The organism is Flaviramulus basaltis (genome assembly GCF_900114265.1).
Taxonomy (GTDB): domain Bacteria; phylum Bacteroidota; class Bacteroidia; order Flavobacteriales; family Flavobacteriaceae; genus Flaviramulus; species Flaviramulus basaltis.
In genome coordinates, this window is the sequence record NZ_FPKV01000002.1 from 1,286,945 (window position 1) to 1,309,675 (window position 22,731).

General features: G+C 32.0%; 15 protein-coding genes. 1 reads left to right on the top strand and 14 read right to left on the bottom strand.

Features of this window, described 5'->3' with window-relative positions:
• Nucleotide 1: 1 nt before the first annotated feature.
• From BT151_RS12250 to BT151_RS18950, 14 genes are all read right to left on the bottom strand, one after another.
• Nucleotides 2-1,219, bottom strand: a complete 1,218-nt coding sequence (locus BT151_RS12250) for a TolC family protein (RefSeq protein WP_072402550.1) — start codon at nt 1,217-1,219, stop codon at nt 2-4.
• Entirely contained in the window at nt 1,216-4,917 is a 3,702-nt protein-coding gene (locus BT151_RS12255; RefSeq protein ID WP_072402552.1) for an efflux RND transporter permease subunit, read from the bottom strand. Before BT151_RS12255 ends, BT151_RS12250 begins: the two co-directional genes overlap by 4 nt.
• Nucleotides 4,918-5,025: 108 nt before the next feature.
• Complete coding sequence (locus tag BT151_RS12260) at nt 5,026-5,439, bottom strand: HYC_CC_PP family protein (protein WP_072402554.1); 414 nt, start codon at nt 5,437-5,439, stop codon at nt 5,026-5,028.
• Between the two features lie 162 nt (nt 5,440-5,601).
• On the bottom strand, nt 5,602-7,110 hold the full coding sequence (locus BT151_RS12265) for an aminotransferase class V-fold PLP-dependent enzyme (protein WP_072402556.1): 1,509 nt from the start codon (nt 7,108-7,110) through the stop codon (nt 5,602-5,604).
• A 99-nt stretch (nt 7,111-7,209) separates the two neighbouring features.
• A complete protein-coding gene (locus BT151_RS12270) occupies nt 7,210-9,186 on the bottom strand; it encodes a protein-disulfide reductase DsbD family protein (RefSeq protein ID WP_072402558.1) in 1,977 nt (658 codons plus the stop codon).
• Nucleotides 9,187-9,274: 88 nt separating this feature from the next.
• Nucleotides 9,275-10,648: a TlpA family protein disulfide reductase gene (locus tag BT151_RS12275; protein WP_072402560.1), complete on the bottom strand. Its 1,374-nt coding sequence runs from the start codon at nt 10,646-10,648 to the stop codon at nt 9,275-9,277.
• Nucleotides 10,649-10,651: 3 nt separating this feature from the next.
• Nucleotides 10,652-11,845: a TlpA disulfide reductase family protein gene (locus tag BT151_RS12280; protein ID WP_084647939.1), complete on the bottom strand. Its 1,194-nt coding sequence runs from the start codon at nt 11,843-11,845 to the stop codon at nt 10,652-10,654.
• 20 nt (nt 11,846-11,865) lie between these two features.
• On the bottom strand, nt 11,866-13,065 hold the full coding sequence (locus tag BT151_RS12285; RefSeq protein WP_171946632.1) for a TlpA disulfide reductase family protein: 1,200 nt from the start codon (nt 13,063-13,065) through the stop codon (nt 11,866-11,868).
• 105 nt (nt 13,066-13,170) lie between these two features.
• The gene (locus BT151_RS12290; protein WP_072402565.1) at nt 13,171-13,833 is read right to left on the bottom strand and encodes an MORN repeat-containing protein; all 663 of its coding nucleotides are present in this window, start codon (nt 13,831-13,833) and stop codon (nt 13,171-13,173) included.
• A 67-nt stretch (nt 13,834-13,900) separates the two neighbouring features.
• Nucleotides 13,901-15,406, bottom strand: a complete 1,506-nt coding sequence (locus BT151_RS12295) for a RagB/SusD family nutrient uptake outer membrane protein (protein ID WP_084647941.1) — start codon at nt 15,404-15,406, stop codon at nt 13,901-13,903.
• An 18-nt stretch (nt 15,407-15,424) separates the two neighbouring features.
• Complete coding sequence (locus tag BT151_RS12300) at nt 15,425-18,820, bottom strand: SusC/RagA family TonB-linked outer membrane protein (RefSeq protein WP_171946633.1); 3,396 nt, start codon at nt 18,818-18,820, stop codon at nt 15,425-15,427.
• Nucleotides 18,821-18,978: 158 nt separating this feature from the next.
• On the bottom strand, nt 18,979-20,109 hold the full coding sequence (locus tag BT151_RS12305; RefSeq protein ID WP_072402571.1) for a FecR family protein: 1,131 nt from the start codon (nt 20,107-20,109) through the stop codon (nt 18,979-18,981).
• A 126-nt stretch (nt 20,110-20,235) separates the two neighbouring features.
• Nucleotides 20,236-20,793: an RNA polymerase sigma factor gene (locus BT151_RS12310; protein WP_072402573.1), complete on the bottom strand. Its 558-nt coding sequence runs from the start codon at nt 20,791-20,793 to the stop codon at nt 20,236-20,238.
• A 177-nt stretch (nt 20,794-20,970) separates the two neighbouring features.
• A complete protein-coding gene (locus BT151_RS18950) occupies nt 20,971-21,180 on the bottom strand; it encodes a hypothetical protein (RefSeq protein ID WP_317041234.1) in 210 nt (69 codons plus the stop codon).
• Nucleotides 21,181-21,442: 262 nt separating this feature from the next.
• Between BT151_RS18950 and xerA the strand changes: the two genes are divergently transcribed.
• A complete protein-coding gene (gene xerA / locus BT151_RS12320) occupies nt 21,443-22,570 on the top strand; it encodes a site-specific tyrosine recombinase/integron integrase (protein WP_072402577.1) in 1,128 nt (375 codons plus the stop codon).
• The last annotated feature ends 161 nt before the right edge of the window (nt 22,571-22,731 follow it).

Sequence of the window (22,731 nt, forward strand, 5' to 3'; positions counted from 1 at the left end):
ATTACTTTGTTAAATAGTTAATAATTGTGTTTTGCAAATAATAGGTTTTCACCGATTCGATTTGATTTATTTGAAACTTTAGTTGTAATTCCTGAATATCTAATACATCATTAAAATCAATTGTTCCTGTTTCATAACTTTTAATCAAAATCTCTTCTGCATCTTTTGCTTGCTTCAAGTTTTTGGCTTGAGTTGTATAACTTATTCTTGCAGAAATCTTGTCATTTATTGCTTTATCTAATAATGTTTCCAGCGTATTTAATCGTTGTTGCTTTTGGGCTGTTATTTCTTGCTGTTGCAACTCATTTTGTTTCGTTTGCGATTTGTATTTTCTATTAAATATTGGAATAGAAAGCGAAACCATTGGCATAATTATATCTTTTCCATTATCGTTAAAATTCATATCTGGACGCTTTTCCACATTGATATAATCCAATCCAAAACCAACCATTGGGCTGCTTTCTTTTTGGTTTAACAATTCTGATTTTTCGACTGATTGATATAGTTTGTCATACTTAAGAAGTTCTGGATGAAGCGATAAATTTTCAGAAGTGATTTCAACTTCTTCCAAAGGAATATTCATTTCATTCATTATATCTACTACTACATTTTTATCGCGATTTAGGAGTTTATTTAAGTTCGTTTGTTCCGCTAAATACTGTTGCTCTAAAACTTGTTTTAATTGACTTAATTCATTTTGACGCATTTGTAAGCGTAACACATCTACTGCAGATGCTTTTCCTACTTCAACCGAGGTTAAAGCTAATGTTTCATACGTATCCAATAATTTAATATTCTCAGTTAAAACTGCTTGTTTTGCTCTATTCGCATACAAATTGTAATACGATTGACATACGGAAGCTAGTAACTTTCTTTTGGCAATTACTATGTCTTCATATTTAGCGTCTGCTAAAGAAGAAATATAGTTTTCTCTTGCAGTTATATTGCCAAACCAAGGTAGCATTTGTTTCGCTGATACTTTAAAACGTTGCGCTCCTGTTCGCGTTTCTGGTTCACTTACAAAATATCCAACACCAATTTCTGTATTTGGCAATGTGTTAACTTCATTCACTTTTTCGGAAGCAATGTTGTATTGCAATTCAAACTTTTGAATTTCTGGATTGTTAAGTAATGCTTCTTCAATAAGTGTTTCTAATTCTTGTGCACTAGAAAAACTAACAGTTAATAAGCCTATGAGTATAAAAATTATTCTTTTCATTTGTTTACTCTTTTTAGTTGAAACTCTTCTCGCCAGCTATATAATACTGGTACAATAAAATAGGAGGTAATGTCGATAATCATACCACCAAAAATGGGAATTGCCATCGGAATCATAATATCACTTCCTCTACCTGTCGATGTTAAAACAGGTAATAAAGCCAATACAGTTGTAACCGTTGTCATTAAACAAGGGCGTATTCGTTTTCCTGCAGCTTCTAACGTTGCAAAACGAATTCTTTTTTTATCGGACGGTTTCTCTTTCTCAAAAGTTTGATTCAAATAGGTTGCCATCACGACACCATCATCCGTAGCAATTCCAAATAGAGCAATAAAACCTACCCAAACTGCCACACTTAAATTGATCGTTTTCATATTAAAGAGTTCTCTTAAATTCTCTCCAAACAAACTAAAATTTAAAAACCAATCTTGACCATACAGCCACATCATGATGAATCCACCTGCAAAAGCAACTGTAATTCCTGTAAAAATCATTAACGATGTTGTTACCGAACGAAATTGAAAGTACAGAATCAAAAAAATAATAAGCAATGCTAATGGTACGACAACCGATAAGGTTTTTTCTGCTCGCAATTGATTTTCATAGGTTCCTGTAAATTGATAATTAATTCCTTTAGGAACTACTAATTCTCCTGAGTCTATTTTTTGCTGAATGAGTGCTTGTGCATTTTCTACTACATTTACTTCTGCAAAACCATCTAATTTATCAAACAATACATATCCTACTAAAAAAGTATCTTCACTTTTGATGACTTGCGGACCTTGTTCGTAACGAATCGTTGCCAATTCACTCAATGGAACAGGATTCCCTTTTTCCACAGGAATATAAATACTTTTTAAATCATCCGGATTGCTACGCAACTCTCTTGGGTAACGTACACGAATACCATAACGTTCTCTTCCTTCTACAGTTTGTGTTAAAACCATTCCACCAACGGCTACTTTTAATACATTTTGAACATCATCGATTGAAATACCATATCTGGCAATTTTCTCTCTATCGATATCAATTAGTAAATACGGTTTCCCTACAATTCTATCGGCAAAAACTGCTTCTTGTTTTACTCCTTCGGTTTGTTTCAAAACACCTTCTAATTGTACTCCAAAGGCTTCAATTTCTTTTAAATCTTGTCCTTTTACTTTAATTCCCATTGGAGCACGCATTCCTGTTTGTAGCATCACCAATCGGGTTTCAATAGGTTGTAGCTTAGGTGCTGATGTAACACCAGGTAACTTGGTAACTCGCACTATTTCCTTCCAAATATCATTTGGTGAATTTATTTCTGGTCGCCAGTTGCGATAGAATTCTCCATTGTTGTCTTCAATTAATTGTTCTTTCGCATTGAAAGATTGCCATGCTTCACGTTGTTCCGCTCTCAATGACATTCCGTTTTTCAATACGAAAGCACCGTCATTATTTACTTTATAGCGTTGACGTTTCCCTTTTTTATTCAGCATATATTCTGGTTTGTACTGAATCATATTTTCATACATCGATAAAGGAGCAGGATCTAAAGCCGACTCTGTTCTACCGGCTTTACCAACTACGGTTTCAATTTCTGGAATATTAGCCACAGCCATATCTAACTGCTGTAATACACGCTTGTTTTCTTCTACACCAGCATGCGGCATAGAAGTAGGCATTAGTAAAAATGAGCCTTCATTTAAAGAAGGCATAAACTCTTTTCCTGTATTTTTTAAAATATAAAAACCAAAAATAACGAGTGTAGTAGGAATGGCTAAAAACAATAATCTGTTATGTAATGCCCAATTTAAAATACGTTTATAATAATTTTGGAATACCATAAAAGCGCCTAATAATCCAAAGCAAATAATTGCTACAAAAAGAAGATTCAACAGGATACTTTTATCAACTCCCAAAGGTCTCCAATATTCCGCTAAAAGAAATACAATTGCCAATACAGAAATGCCAATATTAATACGATTTGCATTCTTTTCTGAAAGTGTATTTTTTTGCTTTAAAAATGCAACTACTCCAAAACCAATCAATAAAATTCCAATCCAATACCCATAAATTATTGTTATAAGGCCAAGAAGGATCAACACTCCATTTAAAATAGAACTTGTTGTTTTTCTAAGATTCGCTTTCTTAAAAATAGCGGCAGCAAATGGCGGAATTAAAAACAGTGCGATTACCAATGCAGCAATTAGTGCAAATGTTTTTGTAAAAGCCAATGGTCTAAATAATTTTCCTTCGGCACCAATCATTGTAAAAACAGGAATAAAACTGATAATGGTTGTCATTACTGCGGTAACAATAGCGCCAGAAACTTCTGCGGTAGCATTGTAAACAACGGTGTTTATAGGTAGACCTCCATTATCTTCATCCATGTGCCTAATGATGTTTTCTGAAAGAATAACACCAACATCTACCATGGTTCCAATCGCAATGGCAATTCCTGATAAAGCCACAATATTAGCATCCACACCAAAGAATTTCATAGCCACAAATACCATTAAAACGGCTACTGGTAATAAACCTGAAATTAATATAGAAGCACGCAAATTAAATACCATGACGATGATGACCAAAATGGTAATCAAAATCTCTAATGTTAAGGCTTCGTTTAGCGTTCCTAATGTTTCTTGAATCAATTCTGTTCTATCGTAAAAAGGAACGATGGTTACTTGCGATGTTCTTCCATCTGCCAATATTTTTGAAGGCAAACCAGCACTAAGCTCGTTAATTTTTCCTTTCACATTATTAATCACTTCCATTGGATTTGCACCATAACGAGCAACTATAACACCTCCAACAACTTCAGCTCCTTCTTTGTCTAAAATTCCACGACGTGTTGCTGGACCTAAGGATACTTTTCCAATGTCTTTAATTTTAATTGAAGTGTAATCTTCAGAATTAACGACTGCATTTTCAATATCTTCTACAGATTTCACATAACCTAGACCACGTACTAAATATTCGGCTTGATTAATTTCTAAAGTCTGTGCCCCAATATCTTTATTACTTTCTTTTACTGCTTTTACAACTTGCTGTAAACTGATGTTGTATTGACGTATTAATTCCGGATTCACATCCACTTGATATTCCTGAACATAACCTCCAATAGAAGCTACTTCCGATACGCCACTTGCAGACGATAATGCATATTTTACATAGTAATCTTGAATGCTTCGTAGTTCGTGTAAATCCCAACCTCCAGTTACGTTTCCGTTTTCATCTCGCCCCTCTAGAGTGTACCAATATATTTGTCCTAATCCTGTAGCATCTGGACCTAAAGCAGGATTCACATCGTTTGGTAATAATCCGTTTGGTAATGAGTTTAATTTTTCAAGAATGCGACTTCTACTCCAGTAAAACTCGACATCTTCTTCAAAAATGATATAAATACTTGAAAAGCCAAACATAGATGAACTTCGAATGGTTTTTACACCAGGAATTCCCAAAAGAGAAGTAGTTAAAGGGTAGGTAATTTGATCTTCAATATCTTGCGGAGAACGACCATCCCATTTGGTAAAAACGATTTGTTGGTTTTCACCAATATCAGGAATAGCATCTACTGCAACGGGATTGCTTGGCAAAAAACCTGTATCCCAATTAAAAGGTGCATTTACTGTTCCCCACCCTATAAAAAGAATGAGCATTAAAACTGCAACGAGTTTGTTTTCTATTAAAAATTTTATGCTTTTATTTAGCATTAGTTTTGATGATTAAACAGTTAGACATAGATGTTGAGAAAACACCGAATACAAGAAATTACCCTAATGGAATACATCCACTGGATAAAACAGTCTATTGTTTAAAAATCAAATTAAGTAAGTCTCGTCAAGCTTGAAGATTTGCCTTATGACGAGTGGTGGTTTATATTCTTCGTAAGAAGTTACTTTGGCATCTAAACCTTCAAAAAGATTAATGTAAGTATATACAAATGATGCTATGAATAAATGTTGATCAAAAGTAATCTTATCAACTTGCAGTTGTAACTCATCTTGACCATCAACTACTAATTGTTTGTCGTTACAACAATTCTTTTTAGTAATAGCACAGCCTTCAGTTGAAGGTTTCTGCATTTCCATTCCACATCCTTTAGCTTTATGAAATACAGCAGTTTCTATTAAAGCATCACCACAATAGTGCATATTAACAGTAAATGACATCGTAGAAAATAAAACTACAAAAGCCATTAATGTTGATACTGTTTTATGGAATACTTGCTTCATGATAATGCAAAGGTATAAAATTTTAACAAGTGTTGTTATTTGTTTAACAGAAGTTTAGAATCTAAAAGTATACTTCTTAATTAAAAAACCAGATATTATTTAAATAAATGAACATAATAAAAAGAGTTACTTTCAACAACATACTGAGACTTAACCTTTATATCACCACTTAAACCAATATTTGGTTATCTCTTTTTCAACGCTATGATTACCTTTATGAATGAATTCGTTTTTAATGGCATTATATTCATAATCTAATTGCCATTCTTGATGATTAGTAGCAACCTCTTTAATAGCATCACAAATATAACTGACTTCTTCATTCGTCATTGTAGGATGAATAGACATACGTATCCAACCCGGACGTTCTATTAAACACCCTTCTAATATCTTTTTTTCAATAGATTTTGAAGTGGGTTCATCTACATTTAGCAAATAATGACCATAAGTTCCCGCACAAGAGCAACCACCTCTGGTTTGAACTCCAAATTTATCGTTTAAAAGTTTTACAATTAAATTATAATGAGCACTCTCTATATAAAATGAAAAAACTCCCAATCTTTCCGAATGCTCAGGAGCTAAGATTTTTAAATTATTTATAGTGCTTAGTTTTTTAAAAATTATAGCATTTAATTCGTGTTCTCTATCTAAAATATTTTGCACGCCCATTTTCTCTTTAAGCTGAATAGAAAGCGCAATTTTTATAGCTTGTAAAAAACCTGGTGTTCCACCATCTTCTCGAGTTTCTATATCATCGATATAATCATGATTACCCCATGGATTAGTATATGAAACAGTACCTCCTCCTGGATTATCTGGAACCAAATTTTTATATAATTTTTTATTAAAAATTAAAACACCAGAAGATCCTGGTCCTCCTAAAAACTTATGAGGAGAGAAAGTGATAGCATCTAAATATTCTTCTTCATTTTCTGGATGCATATCAATGCTAACATAAGGTGCTGAACAAGCAAAATCAACAAAACATAAGCCGTTATTCTGATGCATTATTTTTGCTACTTCGTAATAATTTGTTCGAATACCTGTAACGTTAGAACATCCTGTTATTGCTGCAATTTTTATTGAACAATCGCTATATTGCTCTATAAGTTTTTCTAATGCTATAACACATGGCAATCCTTTTTCATTTGATGGAATAACCTCAACCCTAGCAATAGTCTCTAACCATGATGTTTGGTTAGAATGGTGTTCCATGTGAGACACAAAAATAATAGGCCTTAAATCTTCTGGAACTTGTGTGTGATCTTTTAAATTCTCGTTAACTTTTATCCCTAAAATTCGCTGAAACTTATTAATAGCACCTGTCATTCCTGTACCAACAGTAATTAACACGTCATCTTTTGAGGCATTTACATGCTTTTTAATAATATTTCTTGCATCATGATAAGCCAAAGTCATTGCGGACCCTGTAATAGATGTTTCGGTATGGGTATTCGCTACATAAGGACCAATTTCGTTTAACAATTTTTCTTCAATTGGTCTATACAATCTACCACTAGCTGTCCAATCTGCATAAATAATTTTTTTTCTACCATAAGGAGATTCAAAAAACTCATTTACACCAACTATATTTTCTCTAAAGGGTTTGAAATACTCTTCAAGAGATTTCTTGGAATTTATTTTAGAAGCTAATATTGAATTATATGTCATTATTTTATTTTAAAAAAGAGATAAAAGAGAACCACCTTAATCAATCACACCAAAGTGATTCTAATATTCACCAATCAAAAAAATTATTTATATTTTAATTTATTCAAAATTTGAAACACCTTCTTGCAACCATTTATGAAACTCATCAGCATCAGGGGTATAAGCAACAGGCTCTAGCAAGTTTTCTTCATCATGATCCATAAGTACATAAAAAGGTTGTGTGTTGGCCTTATATTTTACAGTTTGAAGTTCACTCCACTTTTGACCAATATATTTTAATTTTTTACCAGGACGCAATTTGGAATCTACAATTTCGTCCTCTTCTAATTTCCGCTTATCATCTACATACAAAGAAATAAGAACAACATCATTTTTTAATATTTTTAAAATATTCTCTTTTGGCCAAACATTTTGTTCCATTTTTCTACAGTTAACACACGCCCAACCTGTAAAATCTATCATAACAGGTTTCCCTATTTTTTTAGCATAAGCCAAACCTTTATCATAATCATTAAAAGCCACAATATCATGCGGTGCTAATAAATGAGCGCCTTCAGGCAAGTCGGCATGATCTGTTGTGCTACCGCCACCAGATTTCGTAAAACCAACTCCATAAGGAGATTCACTATATTCTAATGGTGGTGGAAAAGCACTAATTAAATTTAAAGGTGCACCCCAAAGCCCTGGAATCATATAAATTGTAAATGAAAGTACGATTAACCCCATACTTAAACGCCCAACCGAAATATGTGGTAATGGTGAATCATGAGGAAGTTGAATTTTTCCGAAAAGATAAAATGCTAAAGCTCCAAAAACAGCTATCCAAATAGCTAAAAAGACTTCACGCTCCAACATATGAGCTTGTAATACTAAATCGGCTTGTGATAAAAATTTAAATGCTAAAGCTAATTCTAAAAATCCTAGAACAACCTTCACGGTATTTAACCAACCTCCAGATTTTGGTAATGAATTTAACCAACCTGGGAAAGCTGCAAAAAGCGCAAATGGAAGCGCAATTGCTAATGAAAAACCTAGCATACCAACAATAGGAGCAATGCCTCCTTTGGATGCAGCCTCCACTAATAGTGTACCTACAATAGGACCTGTACATGAAAAGGATACTATTGCTAATGCCAGCGCCATAAAAAAGATACCAATTAACCCGCCTCTATCTGCTTGTCTGTCTACTTTATTAGCCCATTTGTTAGGTAACATAATTTCGAATGCGCCTAAAAAAGACACTGCAAAAACAACTAATAATATAAAGAATATAATATTAAACCAAACATTGGTTGCTAATGCATTTAAGGCATCAGCTCCAAATATACCTGTTACAGCAGTTCCTAATAACACGTAAATTACAATAATGGCTAATCCATATATAATAGCATTTTTAATACCTGCAGCTTTATTTTTACTTTGTTTGGTGAAAAAACTAACCGTCATAGGAATCATAGGGAACACACATGGTGTTAATAATGCAGCAAAGCCTGATAAAAAAGCAATTATAAAAATACCTATAAGTCCTTTTCTCTCTTCTTTTTCACTATTTTCTTTAGTTTCTTTAATGGTTGTTTTGTCTAAATCTGAAGTAGCTATAATTGTAGTTGCTTCAGGTTTTTTATTTTTTAAAGTAAAATTTAAATCCGTATAAGATGGAGGTAAACATTTCTCGTCATCACAAACCATAAACTCTACTTCTCCTTTAACAACTAAGAGTTCTTTATTTAAAACTTTTATACGTTGCTTAAATTCAGCTTCATTTTCAAAATACTTAATCCGCATCTCAAAAATTGGATCGTCTATAGTATGCCCTTCTTCTTCTATTGTTTTATCTAATAGTTCGTAAGAAGCATCTTCTTCAAATGAAAAGGTTGTAGGTATGGGGCCGCCTTCTGGTACACTTTGTGAATATAAATGCCAACCACTACCTATTGTTGCTGATGCAATTAAATAAAATTCTGTATCTGAAATTTTTTCAACCGATGTTGACCATTTCACTGGATTATGAATCTGTGCTTTTAATCCTGAAAAGGATAAAAAAGCAATACAAAAGCAAATCAGTAAGTTCTTCATTCTATTAGATTTTAAATATTTTATGTTTAGTTTTATTATAAGTATGACTCAAAAATATTAAAAATGGGTGACGTTGCTTATGTTTTTTCTAAATATTCAATTCGTTAAACAAATCAATTAAATCTTTACTTGATGGTCTTGGAGCACTAGATCTTACAATTTTGCCATCAGGGTCTAATAAAATAAATTTTGGTATTCCTTTAACCATATAATCTTTTATAAAATCTGATTCAAAATCTTTATCAGCTAATAATTGTATCCCTGTAAGTTCTTTATCAATCACCATTTTTTTCCATTTTTCATAATCCTTCTTTTTATCGACTGAAAGACTGACAAAAACAATGTTTTTATCGTGAAACTGCTTTTCAATTTTCTTTAAAAAAGGAATTTCATATTTACAAGGACCACACCATGTTGCCCAAACATCAATATATACATATTTACCTTTTAAATCATCTAGAGACGTGCTACCACCTGCATGATTTTCATAATTTACAAATTTAGGTGAATGTTGTCCGTTTGCTACTAAACTTAACATTTTATATGTTTTTGCCAACTCTTCTATATGTTCTTTATTTGTGGAAATTTCTAGAAATGTGTTATAGAATTTTTCGACATCATTAGAGATGGTTATGAATATTTTAGAATTATCGAAAAGAAAATTATTTCTTATGATTTCGTTAGGAATCCTTTTAGAAACTTCTAATATAGCCATGTCGGCTGAAATAGAATCTTTTTGAATCATCTCTCCAACTTTATTCATATAATGAGAGTTAACCATTTTTTTATATTCTGGCGACAAAAGATAGTCTTCTCTATTATCAAAAACAAAGGTGTTTAAATCAGCTAAAAACTCTTTAGATGATTTAAATTCTGTTTTTTCTGCATAATAAGCATGAGATGGTTCATAGCTGTTTAATTTGCTTAAATAAGAGTAATTTAAATCTTTCTTCTCTGCAGTTTTGAAATCTTCAGGAATATCAACAAAAGCATCAAGTACATTAATTAAAGTTGTCTCAATTTCCTTTGCTTTGGTTTTAAAAGCTAATTCATCAAGTAAATAAAATGTCTTTTTCTCACCTATTAAATCCGTTTCTATCTTTCCTTTTTCAAGAAGATATTCACTCTCATCATACCCCTGACCAGAAAATGCCAAAGACTTTGTAAAGTTACTTGCATCTGCATTAATTATAATATGACTCCCATTTTCTATATAAATAGATGCTCTGCTTGTACCATCATAAAGCACATACGTACCCTTGTTTAATCTTAAGGTATCTAAAAAGGTGCCATCCTCTTTAATATTTAAGGTTTGGGATACTTTTCTATCTAAAGAAAGAATTTTAAAGTCTTCCGTTTTATTAGTTATATGCCCTGAAATTAGTGCGTAATCAACCAATTCATTCTTGCAAGAAATAAAAGCTAAAAAACTAAGTGCTAATATTTTTAATATATATTTCATTTTTTAATTGTTATGATTAATTAATTCGTCTAATTTTTTATCTAAATCTTCTTTTTGTGGCTGTCTTAATATGATAACGCCTTTATTATCAATCAAAAATGTTGTTGGTAAATGTGGAACGTTGTATTTTTGGGCTACAGGGCCGTACATGTTTTTGCTTTTTGTATTGGCATCATACACATGCAACCAAGGCGTTTTATCTTCTTCAATGGCTTTACGCCACTTATCTTCTTGATCTGCTGTACCAATGGCAACAACTTCAAAGCCTTTATCTTTATATTGTTTGTATAATTCTTTTAAATGAGGAAACGACGCTCTACATGGTACACACCAAGACGCCCAAAAGTCAATTAAAATATATTTTCCTTCTACTTTTGATAGCGTTAACCCTTTTCCATCAACGGTTGTTAATGTAAAATCTGGCACTACTGCTCCAACCGAAAATTTGTTAAATACCTCATCATGAATTTTATTGAAAAATTGAAAGAATGCCGTTTTTTTCGCATCACCCTCATATATGTCATAGTATTTTTTAAGCTCATCTTTTGTCATTCTACCTTCTGTGTACTGAAACCCCATTATATTTGGTGACACTGGAGAACTAGGGTTTTGCTCAACAAAATTGAAAATGGCTTTTCTCATTTCATTAGTACGCTCTTTACTTAAATTCTGAAAGTCTGGAGAATACATAATTGTTTTATATTCTTCCATCTTTAAGGTGTCATTGCCTGCTCTTGCAGCTTGATAGCTCTCCGAAATCTCCTTTAAACGATCAAATTTTGGATTATTAAAAATACTATCACGTATTGCTCCCTGTTTTAAAACTTGGTCATACATGGTAGAACCCAAAATTATTGGAGTAGGTCTTTTATTTTGTTTGTCTGCTGCTATATCTATTACAACTTTAATAAGTGTGTTTTCTAGAAAAAAATCAACATTATAGTTATCGTTGATATTTAATGTTGCCATATCCTGAGCTTCAGTTTTTCCTTCAAAGTAAAAGCTGCTCTTGGTTATTGCAACACTATCAATAACTTCCATTTTTTGACGGTCAATCATATTGCGTTTAATAATTTTTGCCCAACCACTGTCAATTCCTTTTAGAGTACCAGAAATCTGGTAACCATCTACAGTTTTTTCTTTTGCACAGCCCATTACCAAAACACTACAAAAGATTAATAATACGATTTGTTTCATTTTTTATTTTTTTTATTAAACTAAAAAATTTCGGCTAACATTTTATCCATGTCTTCATCTGCTGCGCCACCACCGCCGAAACGTCCCACAATAACACCATCCGGCCCTACTAATATTTTTGTTGGTAATGTTGAGATATTATAACCACCGCTAATGCCATCATCTAATAGTTTATATCCACCTCCAGACACATCAATCTTTAGACCTCTTAACACGTGTCGCCATACACCAATTTTATCTGTTTCAACTGCTTTTCGCCAAGCATCATGATCTCGATCGTCATCCGATATACCTAAAATCTCCAAACCTTTTGATTTATATTGTGCATACAATTTTAATAAATGCGGATTTCCCTTTCTACAAGGTACACACCAAGAAGCCCAAAAATCTATTAGTAAATATTGTCCTTTAAAGTCGGCTAGAGTTATAGGTTTCCCATTGATGTCAGTGGTATTAAAATCGCCAGCCATGGCACCTGGAATTCCTAATTTCATTTCTTCAATTGATTTTTTAATTTCTTTTCCCATGTCTGAATATTGCAATTCTTCTGGGAATTTAGAAAACATAGCCGTGGCTTCATCATATTTCATTTTTTGAAGTTGAAATCTCATATTCTGCAAACTGATATATGAAGAAGGATTGTCATTTATAAATTGTATTGAGATGTTTCCTAATTCAGTATAATAAGGTTCTAGTTGAGTACGAAAATCATTATCAATGTATTTAAGTGAATCTTTTTCTTTAGGTGTTTTGGATGCTCTAATTTTATCTATATTAGCTTGAAAATCATCTAAAATACTTTGATATTTTTTAGCAGCTTCCATTTGAAGGACTTTTAATCGATCACTATCTTCTTGGGTTTTTGAGCCTATTAGCTTACCTTTTGTTATATTATTAGCATCTAGATTAACCTCCATAATGGTGGGTTCTAAAAAGAGTTGAAATCTAGGTTCTTGATTTCGAATATCGGTACTTTTACCAATCATACCATTTAAAAGCACTGTAGTGATATCGCTTTCAAAAGAAAAAGCACCATCAACAATCTTTAAAGTGTCAGTTTTAATATTTCTTGCATCGTCATAACTGATTAAAAACAAATTGCCATTATCCATATTAATAACGGTTCCGTTTAATCGGAATTTATTGGCTTCTAATGGTTTTTCTGTTTGCTCGCAACTTACAATGAATAAGACTAGAGCAATTACTATTAATTGTTTCATGATTTTGTACATTAGTTTATTTACTTTAAAAGATTTAGATCTTTAGTTGTTATTTTAAATATGTTATTATTTATTAAAAAAACTTAAAAATTAAAAGAAGTCATTTTAATTACCTAATCCCTTAATTCTGGTGATATCTGTTCTCACATCCCACATACCAGCATTAAATATTTCAAACTCTATAAAGTTTGTACCAAAATAGACTTTGGCCTTAAACGGGAAATTTACATTTTGTAATTCTACATAATTACTAGTATTAGTAACAGTTGTATAATTACCATGATGCACTACTACATTAGCATCTGGATTTCTTATCTGTTTCTGGTCTTCTTTAATATAGAAACGAACCACATTGTTCTTACCTTCATTACTTTTTATAGTATAAGACGAAACATTTAATGATTTATCTAATTTCTTAAATGGGTCTTCATATAAACCTATATAATCATCATTTTTCCAATATCCACTTATCACAGTTGCATCTGGTTTAATTAAATTACCTTTTCCATTCTTTTTCCCTTTTTCCCATGAACCATTGTAAATATCTCCATTACTCCAACTATAAGTCCCTGTTCCATGTGGTAATCCCTTTTTAAAAGTCCCAACATAAGTATCTGTTCCTTTTGCAGTACCTTCACCATTAGCCTTTCCTTTTTTGCAATCTCCTTTATAAGATTGATTAATTGTTTTAAGTAATACTTTACAGTCTTGTGCAAAAAGTAATGAAACACTTAATAGCAATACACTTACAAATAGATATTTTTTCATAATTGTGAATTTATAATGAAGAAAAAAAATTAAAAGCCCTTTAGTATATAGTAAAGGGCTCTAGCTATTAATTAGGGTAACCAGGATTTTGTATTATAACACCTCCACCAGCTTCTATAGAAGCTACAGGGATTGGCATGATAAATTTTTCTGAATTGATTGCTGTAGGTTTTTGATCGGATACTTGAAAGCCCGTTCCAAAGCCATCAGCATAATCATAGCGAATAAGATCGAACCAATCTTCACCTTGCTCTGATGCTAATTCTACTAATTTCTCTATGCGTACAGCTTGTAAAAATTGATCTAAAGTTATAGAAGCAGGATACGTTTCAAAACCATCATTTCCAGTGGTGGTAGCTCCAGCTCTGATTCTTATGGCATTTAATGCTTCAAGAGCATCTGTAGAAACACCATTAGCACTACGTGCATCTGCTTCAGCATATATTAAATACACCTCTGCCATGCGCAACCAATATTGAGTTTCAAATTGCAGGCCAGAACGTTGTAAAAATTTCATATTTCCATTACCTAGTCCAGGAATAGCATAAGCTCCTGTTTGCATAAAAGGGATTCTCGCTGTATCGTAATTAATAACTTGACCATTAACTGTCATTGTTCCTGTATTTGGCAAATCGTAAAACCAATTGGATACAGATGTGAAAATAGACCAAAAATTACCAAGTCCTAATCCCTCACTTTGATTAGCGTCAGAATACACATCAAAAAGTGCCTCTGTATTACTTAATGTTGCAACACCAGAATGATCAAATAATTCTTCAAAGGTATCTGTTAGAGCAAAATTAGGTCCAGAATTATCAATCACATCTTTTGCAACAGTAGCTGCTTGTGCATAATCACCCATATATAATAACACTTTTGCTTTTAAACCTTTAACAAAAATTTTGTTGGCAAAATATTTTGCTCTCAGATATGGAGCTGAAGCAATGGCATCATCCAAATCATTTAAAATAACATCATAAGTTTCTTGAACAGAAACTCTTGGTTGCGCTACATCATCTGTTGCAGGTTCTAAACGAACGTTAACACCATATGATGAACTTGTATCATAAAACTCCCCAAATAAACGTAACAAATGGAAATGCCCTAATGCACGCATAGCTTTCGCTTCACCAATAATTTCCAAACGGCGATTATTATTTATAAAATCATCATCGGTTAACTTCTCAACACCATTTATAATCCAATTAGCTCTATTTACTAATACATATTGCCCAGTGTAAATTCTTGTTAACGCTGGCCCATCTGGTGGTGGGTTGTTTGCTATCATGGCATTATCTTCCGCAGATAAAAACACAAAATAACCTCCTGCATTAACACCACTTAAGGTACTAGGTAAAATAGAATGATTTGGATTGCCTTCTGCATCGTTTTGATGTAAAATGGAATACATTCCAGCTAGAGCGATTTCGGCTGATGATTCATCTGAAATTGCGGTTTCGGCTGGTAAAGAGTATAAAGGATCAAATTCGTCTAAATCTCTTGTTAGTTCGCACGAGGTTAAACACATTAAAGTGAAAAACGCGACGTAGTAAATTTTATTTATTGTTTTCATTTTATACAATTTTTTATATTAAAAAGTTACGTTTAATCCAATAGTAAATGTTTTAGCTAATGGATATGCATACGCTTCGTCACGCGCTAAATCAACAGTGGTTCCTCCTCGAGGTTGGCTTACAGACTCTGGATCTAGCCCTATATAATTGGTTATGGTAAACAAATTATTTGCCGTTAAACTTAATTTGGCATTAGTTATTCCTGTTTTGCCTAACCAATCTGATGGAAAGTTAAAACCTAAAGCTGTAGATCGCAAACGTATATACGAGCCATCGCCAACATATTTTGAAACCGCTGCTGCTTCTCCTGTCATACCTAAACGCCCATACTTTGCGTTAGGATTCTCTGGAGACCAAGCATCATATATTATTGTAGTTGTATTGGTTTCAGGATCTGCATTTTGCAAAAATTGTGCAACAGACACTTCCTTTTCATTACCTTGCACAAACTGAAAATTAAAGGAAAAATCCCAGTTTTTATAAGTCATAGTATTGTTCCAACCGCCAAAATAGTCTGGGTTTATATCTCCTAAAGGAGTTCTATCATCTATAGTAATTTCACCATCTCCATTTATATCCCTAAATATGTAATCTCCTGGTTGGTTTAAACTAGAATAATAATTTCCGTCTGGTGCTGCTGCATTTAAGACATCTATTTCTCCTTGGTTTTGTGCTATGCTAACCACATCGTAACCATTAATAACACCAATAGGTTGTCCTTCTTGAATCGAAGACACATTACCAGTGCCAAGTACTGTACCATCGTAAAGGTTATCTACATTATTTTTAACAAAAGAAATATTAAATGAAGAGTTCCAGTTAAAGTTTTCGCTTCGAAGAACATCGCCTCCAATTGTAATTTCCCAACCTTTGTTACTTACATCTGCTACATTTGAGTTATAGCTTTGAAAGCCTGTTTCTGAAGGCAATGGTGTAAATAATATAATTCCATTAGTGTTCTTTTCAAAATATACAATCTCACCATTCAATCTATTATTAAACATTCCAAATTCTAGACCAAGATCTAATTGGTCTGTTTCTTCCCATTTAATATCTGCATTAGGCAAACCATTAATAGCAATGCCGTTAACACCTGCATATATAGAGGCACCATTAGATAAAGAAGAAAGATACGCCAAGTATGAAAAAGAGGCTAAGTTATCTGACCCCACTCGACCTAAAGAGGCTCTTAATTTTAATTGACTTATTAAATTACTATTAAAAAAGTCTTCGTTATGCATATTCCACGCTAGGGCACCCGAAGGAAAAAACCCGTATTGATTATTGCTACCAAACTTAGTAGACCCATCACGTCTTGCTGTAACAGTTGCTAAATAACGATCTTTATAGTTGTAATTAACACGCCCAAATAGTGAATTTAATGCACTCTCTACGGATTCACTTTCGGGTGATGTTGTACGATTAGACGACCCAATATCAGTTAAAATAAAGTCATCAGGGAATCCAGCATATCCTTGCGCTTCTAAATCTAGTTTTGATTGATCCCAAGATACCCCAGCAACTGCATCTATACGATGACCACCATCGAAATCTGCATTATAACTCAAAGTATTGCTAAATGAGGTGCTGTAACCTACATTTGATTGAAGATTTAAATTAGCTTCTGGAGATCCATCATTTGGATTTGTTGATGCACCAAAAGAGAACGATGGATTGAAATTTGTTGTTTTATCGTTATTGGTAGCAACACTCAACATAGATTTAAATTTCAAGCCTTTGATAATATTTATTTCCCCATATACTGAACCAAATAAATTCTGACTAATGGTTTTATTTTTTACTAAGGCATTTCCTCCTACTGGGTTTCTAACTCTTGGATTTGGTCCAAAAGGCGCAGGTTCTGTAGTATATTCTCCATTATCTTCAAAAACACCTAAATCGGGTCTAAAAAAACCTTGTAGTAAGCCTTGTACTGCTGAACTTTTATTTACTGAATGGTTATAATTGATAGAAGCTCCTAATTTTAAATACTCAGTTACATCTGCATCAATATTGGTAGAGAAATTATAGCGTTTTAATTTACTACCTAACATAATACCTTCTTGATCGGTAACATTTGCAGACACTAAATAATTTACATTATCTGTCCCACCTGTTACATTGAAACGATAATTATTCCATAATGCGTTGTTATTGGTAATCTCATCTTGCCAATCGGTATCGGCATTACCAAAAAATGTCCCGTTCACGATTTCTGTATCTCTTGCGGTACCTGAGCCAGCATCAATTCTTGCCTGTGCACTTTCTGTAGTAAATGCTTTATATTGATCAACATTTAAAACATCCCAAGTATTGGTAGGATTTTGGAAGGTTGAATTCCAAGAAAAATTAAATCTTGGTTTTTGGTTTCTTTTTCCACGTTTGGTAGTAATAATAATAACACCATTAGCTGCCCTTGATCCATAAATAGCTGCAGCAGAAGCATCCTTTAATACATCCACGCGTTCAACATCATTAGGGTTAATGGCCAATAAAGGATTTTCACGCTCCCCAAAAGTCCCTAAACCAGTTGAGTCAAAAATAGGATTAATAGTTATTGGCACACCATCTACTACATATAATGGTTGGTTGTCACCACGTAAAGCGCTTAAACCTCTAATGTGGACAATAGCTCCTGCTCCTGGAGCACCACTCAAAGCACTAACATATACACCTGGTATTTTACCTACTAAAGCCTGATCTATAGTTTGGGTTTTTATTTGTTCTATTTCTGAAGCTTTTACTGAACCCACAGAACCTGTAAGATCTTTCTTTTTTGTTGTACCGTATCCTACAACCATAACCTCTTCTAAAGCACTAAACTTTTCTTTAAGTATTATGTTAAATACCGTTTTGTTTTCTGATATTAGTTCAGTATAAAAATCATAACCCAAACCTGTTGCCACAAGATAATATCCAACTTCTGCTTTAATAGAAAAATCTCCATTAATATCTGTAGCTGTTCCTCTTATTAAAAAATCTTTATTAATACTTTTTCCATCTGGCTTTCTATTGGTTACATATACTGTAACTCCGGGTAATGGCATACCATTTGCATCAACAACTTGACCTGTAATATCAATTTCTTGTGCATTTTCAAGATAAATATTTTGACTAATTATTATAGTATTATCAGTAGATATATTTACTTTAAAATCACCATTTGAAAGGCTTTTCTCAAGTAATTTATTAGCACGAATAATCCCCTTTTTTACATTTATTTTTGGATAGTCTTTAAACATGTCAGACTTATAAATAAAATTGTAATCTGTCTGTTGTTTAATAATACTAAAGACCTCATCGATTGTTATTGTTTTATCAGAATCAATTTGAACTTTTACATTTTGAGAAAAAATCTCTCCCGAAGTAAAGCTAAAAACGGTTGAGCAAAACAAGAATATAAATGTTCTCATAATAATGTTTAGCACGTTTTTTCTTTTTAGGGAAAAAACATTGGTTAATTTAATTTCCATAAATTTGTTGTGTTAGTTAATATTTGATTAATTAATGTTTAAGGGGAAAAAGAGGTTTGTTTGGTGAGATATTCGAGCCTCAATTCCCTTTTCTTTTACTATTTAAAAACTACAGTGTTATTGTTTATTACATAGGCGATATTATTTACATTTTTAATTGCATTTAAAATTTCTTCTATATTTTGATTTTTTCTTAATACACCATTAAAGTTTATATCTTTAATTTCAGAATCGGCAAAAACAACATCAACATCGTACCATCTCGATAATACTTTCATTATTTTTTCTAAGGGCATATTGTCAAAACTAAAAATACCTTTTCTCCAAGATGTAACTGAATAAACATCTGCCTTAACCACATTTATTCCAGATATATTTTTATTAATTATTGACTGTTGCTCTGGACTTAAAATAGTATGAGCATTTCCATTTACGACTGCTACCTTTCCTTCTACTAATGCGGTATAAATAGCGTCTTCATCTTTATAGGCACTAATATTAAACTCAGTTCCTAAAACTTCTATTTCCTGTGGTCCTGTAAGCACTTTAAATTTTGAACCATTATGATTTGTACTTGGTGAAACATCAAAATAAGCTTCACCATAAACTAATTCTACTTGTCTGGTTTCTCCTTGTATAAAAGTTATAGGATATTTTATTTGAGATTCAGAATTTAACCAAACTTCTGTACCATCAGATAATTTTATATGATATTGTCCTCCTCTAGGTATGGTTAAATAATTGTATGCTATTTCAACTTTTTTGTTACTGTTTGGTGATTTATAAATTAACTCCTCACCATCACTTTCTAAATTATCAGAAATAAAATGCTTTCCTTGTTCTAAAGCTATGGTTGTACCATCTTCTAAGGTAAGTGTTGCTTTATCTGTCCCAATTTCAATAGTACTATTTACAATAATGGGATTATTAATTTCTTCAATCTTATTCTTATTAAATAAGAATGTTATAGAAACTAATAAAATAATAGATGCTGCAACAGCATACTTTAAATAGCCTGTTTTCTTAACAGAAACTGGTTTTATTTGCTTTTCAATTGATTTCCAACCTTTTTCAATATCGATTAAGAAAGAATCGTTATGATAATTTTCCTTAACCTTATTAAAATAATTTTTATGCAGGTTGGACTCATTGTACCATTCAGAAAAAATAGTGGCTTCTTCTTCTGAAAGTGTATTATTAAGCTTTTTAATAATTAATTTGAACTCCATTTAGTTGTCTTATTTTACTATACTTTAAAATTAAGACAGTGAAATGATAATAATGGGTGACAAAAAAATATTTATTTTTTAATAAAAATTAAAAAATCGTGACAATTAATCAACAAAATAATTGTGTTACTGGTTTATTTGAAGTAAAATCAGCAAAGTTGTTACTAATTCTGTAATTCTTGATTTAGCTCTTTTTAGCTGTGTTTTAACTGTATTTATAGATATTCCTAGCTCGCTTGCTATCTCAGAGTATTTATAATTATGTAAAAATTTAAGTTTTACTACTTGTTGCATTTTTTCTGGAAGCGTATCTACAATTTTTAATATTTGATGATATACTATGGTTTTATCCTCTTCTGATGTGGAATTAAAAACGTGCTCTGTAATTAAATTGATATTAAAATCTAAAAGTTCGAAATTATCGGTAATCTTTATTGACTTTAAATAATTTAAACATCTATTTCTAACCATTGCATATAGATAGCCTTTTAGAGAAGTTTTAATGTTTAATTTATTGGCATGCTCCCATATATATATAAAAATTTCTTGAATTATATCCTCGCTAGCGTCTTTGTCAAAAAGATAACCATTAGCATAAACAACTAGCTCTTTATAATGTTTATCAAAAAAAGTTTTAAAGACTATTTGGTTTTTTTTACTTATTTCCTCAATTATAAGATTCATTAAGCAGTGAGAGAATTTAAAGGTTTAACAAATCTATAAAAAGAAGTTTACTAAAATTTAATATAGAGAAAACATTTAAGTGTTTTTTTAATATTAAATTAATTATTTTTTATGTAAGTTACATTGGCTTCTTTTCTTTGGCCCTATCTCCTTAATACATTTTAGAATTATATAAAACTATTTATCCATATAATCTTGCCATTGAATCAAAACGTACTTTTCACTATTGTTCTCTGTTCTCTTCAAAAACCCGTATTCGTATATAAATAGGTAAACATCGCCTTTTGTATTTTTCCAGTAATGCGTGAAAAAATTAGGATTAAAGCCCTCGGCAATAAGTTGCTCTGCCCTGACAGTTGCTTTTCCAGCCTTATTGAAATTCTTCAATAACCTTCTGTTTAATTTCAACTGGTTGTCTACCCTATTGTAAAAGCGTTCAGGTAGTTCTTGTGACTGTTGATATTGGTATGCACTTTTACATTGTGGGTCACAAAATTTCTTGTCTTTTCTACCCTTTAATTCTTTATTGCAATACAAACAATCTTTGTAAAACATCATAATGCTAATATTAAGTGAATTTTATGCGTATCCTATTCGAATAAGATACGACTAAATCATTTATATACTTTAATTTAGTCAATAAAAACCCATGGGACTGCAAAAAAGTATAACCTTGAAACATTTACTTGTTGAGCAAAAAAAATGCATTGGACTTCAATTTACCACAAACAAGGTAATGCAAGCGCTCGTAGATACACTTCCAAATGTTTCTTGGAGCAAAGAATTCGGGATGTTCTATGTTCCAAATAATAAAAGCAATTTAGAACTATTATTTAAAACGTTCCATGGGGTTGCGTGGATAAATGGCAACTATTTCTTTACAGAAAAAGTGATAAATGAAGATAATCCCGTACTTAATTTAGAACGTTATAGAAACAGGAAACCAAAAGAAGGGTTTAAACCTTGTCCTGAAGAATACCTTCTAAAGTTAGAATTAAAAAGGTATTCCGACAACACCGTAAGAAACTATGTGGCTTGTTTTGAATCTTTCATAAATCATTACCATGACATTGACCCCATAAATTTGAATGAGATTGATGTTAGAAAATATTTGCAAAAACTTATTCAAGAAGGAAAATCAAATTCCTATGTTAACTTATCAATCAATAGCATAAAATTCTTTTATGAAATTGTCCACGGCATGCCTAATCGGTTTTATTCTGTTGAAAGACCCCGAAAAGTAAAACAATTGCCAGAGGTTCTATCCAAGGAAGAAATTGTAAAAATCATAAACCACACTAATAACATTAAGCATAAATGTATTGTTGGGCTTCTTTACTCATCTGGACTAAGAAGATCGGAGCTTCTTAATCTTAAAGTTACCGATATAGACAGTAAAAGAATGGTTGTAATTATTAAGAATGCAAAAGGAAATAAAGATCGTATTTCCGTTTTAAGCCCAAGCATTCTAAAGGATTTGCAAACATATTACAAAGAATATCGTCCTGAAAAATATCTTTTTGAAGGGCAAAAAGGTTCAATATATAGTGTTACCAGTGTTTTGAATATTATTTCTAAAGCTGCAAAAAAAGCTGGTATACATAAAAAAGTAACTCCTCATATGCTAAGACATAGTTTTGCCACCCACCTACTTGAAAACGGAACGGATATTAGGCATATTCAACTTTTACTGGGGCATAGTTCTACCAAAACGACAGAAATTTACACACATGTTGCAAATAGATCGTTTATGGAAATAAAAGATTTACTATCTTAGTTTTATAATGTGGATATAAACAATTGTATCTTTTGGAAGGATATAGACAATTGTCTATATCCAATTGTTGTAGGTAAGCTGGCGAAAGAAATAAAACGAAAAACTTGAACTATGAAAAAAGATTCTTTTAGTGGACTTTCTTGGATGACAGAAGAAATGAA

Excerpts from the sequence above, each read along its gene's own strand:
- BT151_RS12250 (WP_072402550.1), bottom strand. The coding sequence starts at position 1,219 with ATGAAAAGAATAATTTTTATACTCATAGGCTTATTAACTGTTAGTTTT.
- BT151_RS12255 (WP_072402552.1), bottom strand. The coding sequence starts at position 4,917 with ATGCTAAATAAAAGCATAAAATTTTTAATAGAAAACAAACTCGTTGCA.
- BT151_RS12260 (WP_072402554.1), bottom strand. The coding sequence starts at position 5,439 with ATGAAGCAAGTATTCCATAAAACAGTATCAACATTAATGGCTTTTGTA.
- BT151_RS12265 (WP_072402556.1), bottom strand. The coding sequence starts at position 7,110 with ATGACATATAATTCAATATTAGCTTCTAAAATAAATTCCAAGAAATCT.
- BT151_RS12270 (WP_072402558.1), bottom strand. The coding sequence starts at position 9,186 with ATGAAGAACTTACTGATTTGCTTTTGTATTGCTTTTTTATCCTTTTCA.
- BT151_RS12275 (WP_072402560.1), bottom strand. The coding sequence starts at position 10,648 with ATGAAATATATATTAAAAATATTAGCACTTAGTTTTTTAGCTTTTATT.
- BT151_RS12280 (WP_084647939.1), bottom strand. The coding sequence starts at position 11,845 with ATGAAACAAATCGTATTATTAATCTTTTGTAGTGTTTTGGTAATGGGC.
- BT151_RS12285 (WP_171946632.1), bottom strand. The coding sequence starts at position 13,065 with ATGAAACAATTAATAGTAATTGCTCTAGTCTTATTCATTGTAAGTTGC.
- BT151_RS12290 (WP_072402565.1), bottom strand. The coding sequence starts at position 13,833 with ATGAAAAAATATCTATTTGTAAGTGTATTGCTATTAAGTGTTTCATTA.
- BT151_RS12295 (WP_084647941.1), bottom strand. The coding sequence starts at position 15,406 with ATGAAAACAATAAATAAAATTTACTACGTCGCGTTTTTCACTTTAATG.
- BT151_RS12300 (WP_171946633.1), bottom strand. The coding sequence starts at position 18,820 with ATGAGAACATTTATATTCTTGTTTTGCTCAACCGTTTTTAGCTTTACT.
- BT151_RS12305 (WP_072402571.1), bottom strand. The coding sequence starts at position 20,109 with ATGGAGTTCAAATTAATTATTAAAAAGCTTAATAATACACTTTCAGAA.
- BT151_RS12310 (WP_072402573.1), bottom strand. The coding sequence starts at position 20,793 with ATGAATCTTATAATTGAGGAAATAAGTAAAAAAAACCAAATAGTCTTT.
- xerA (WP_072402577.1), top strand. The coding sequence starts at position 21,443 with ATGGGACTGCAAAAAAGTATAACCTTGAAACATTTACTTGTTGAGCAA.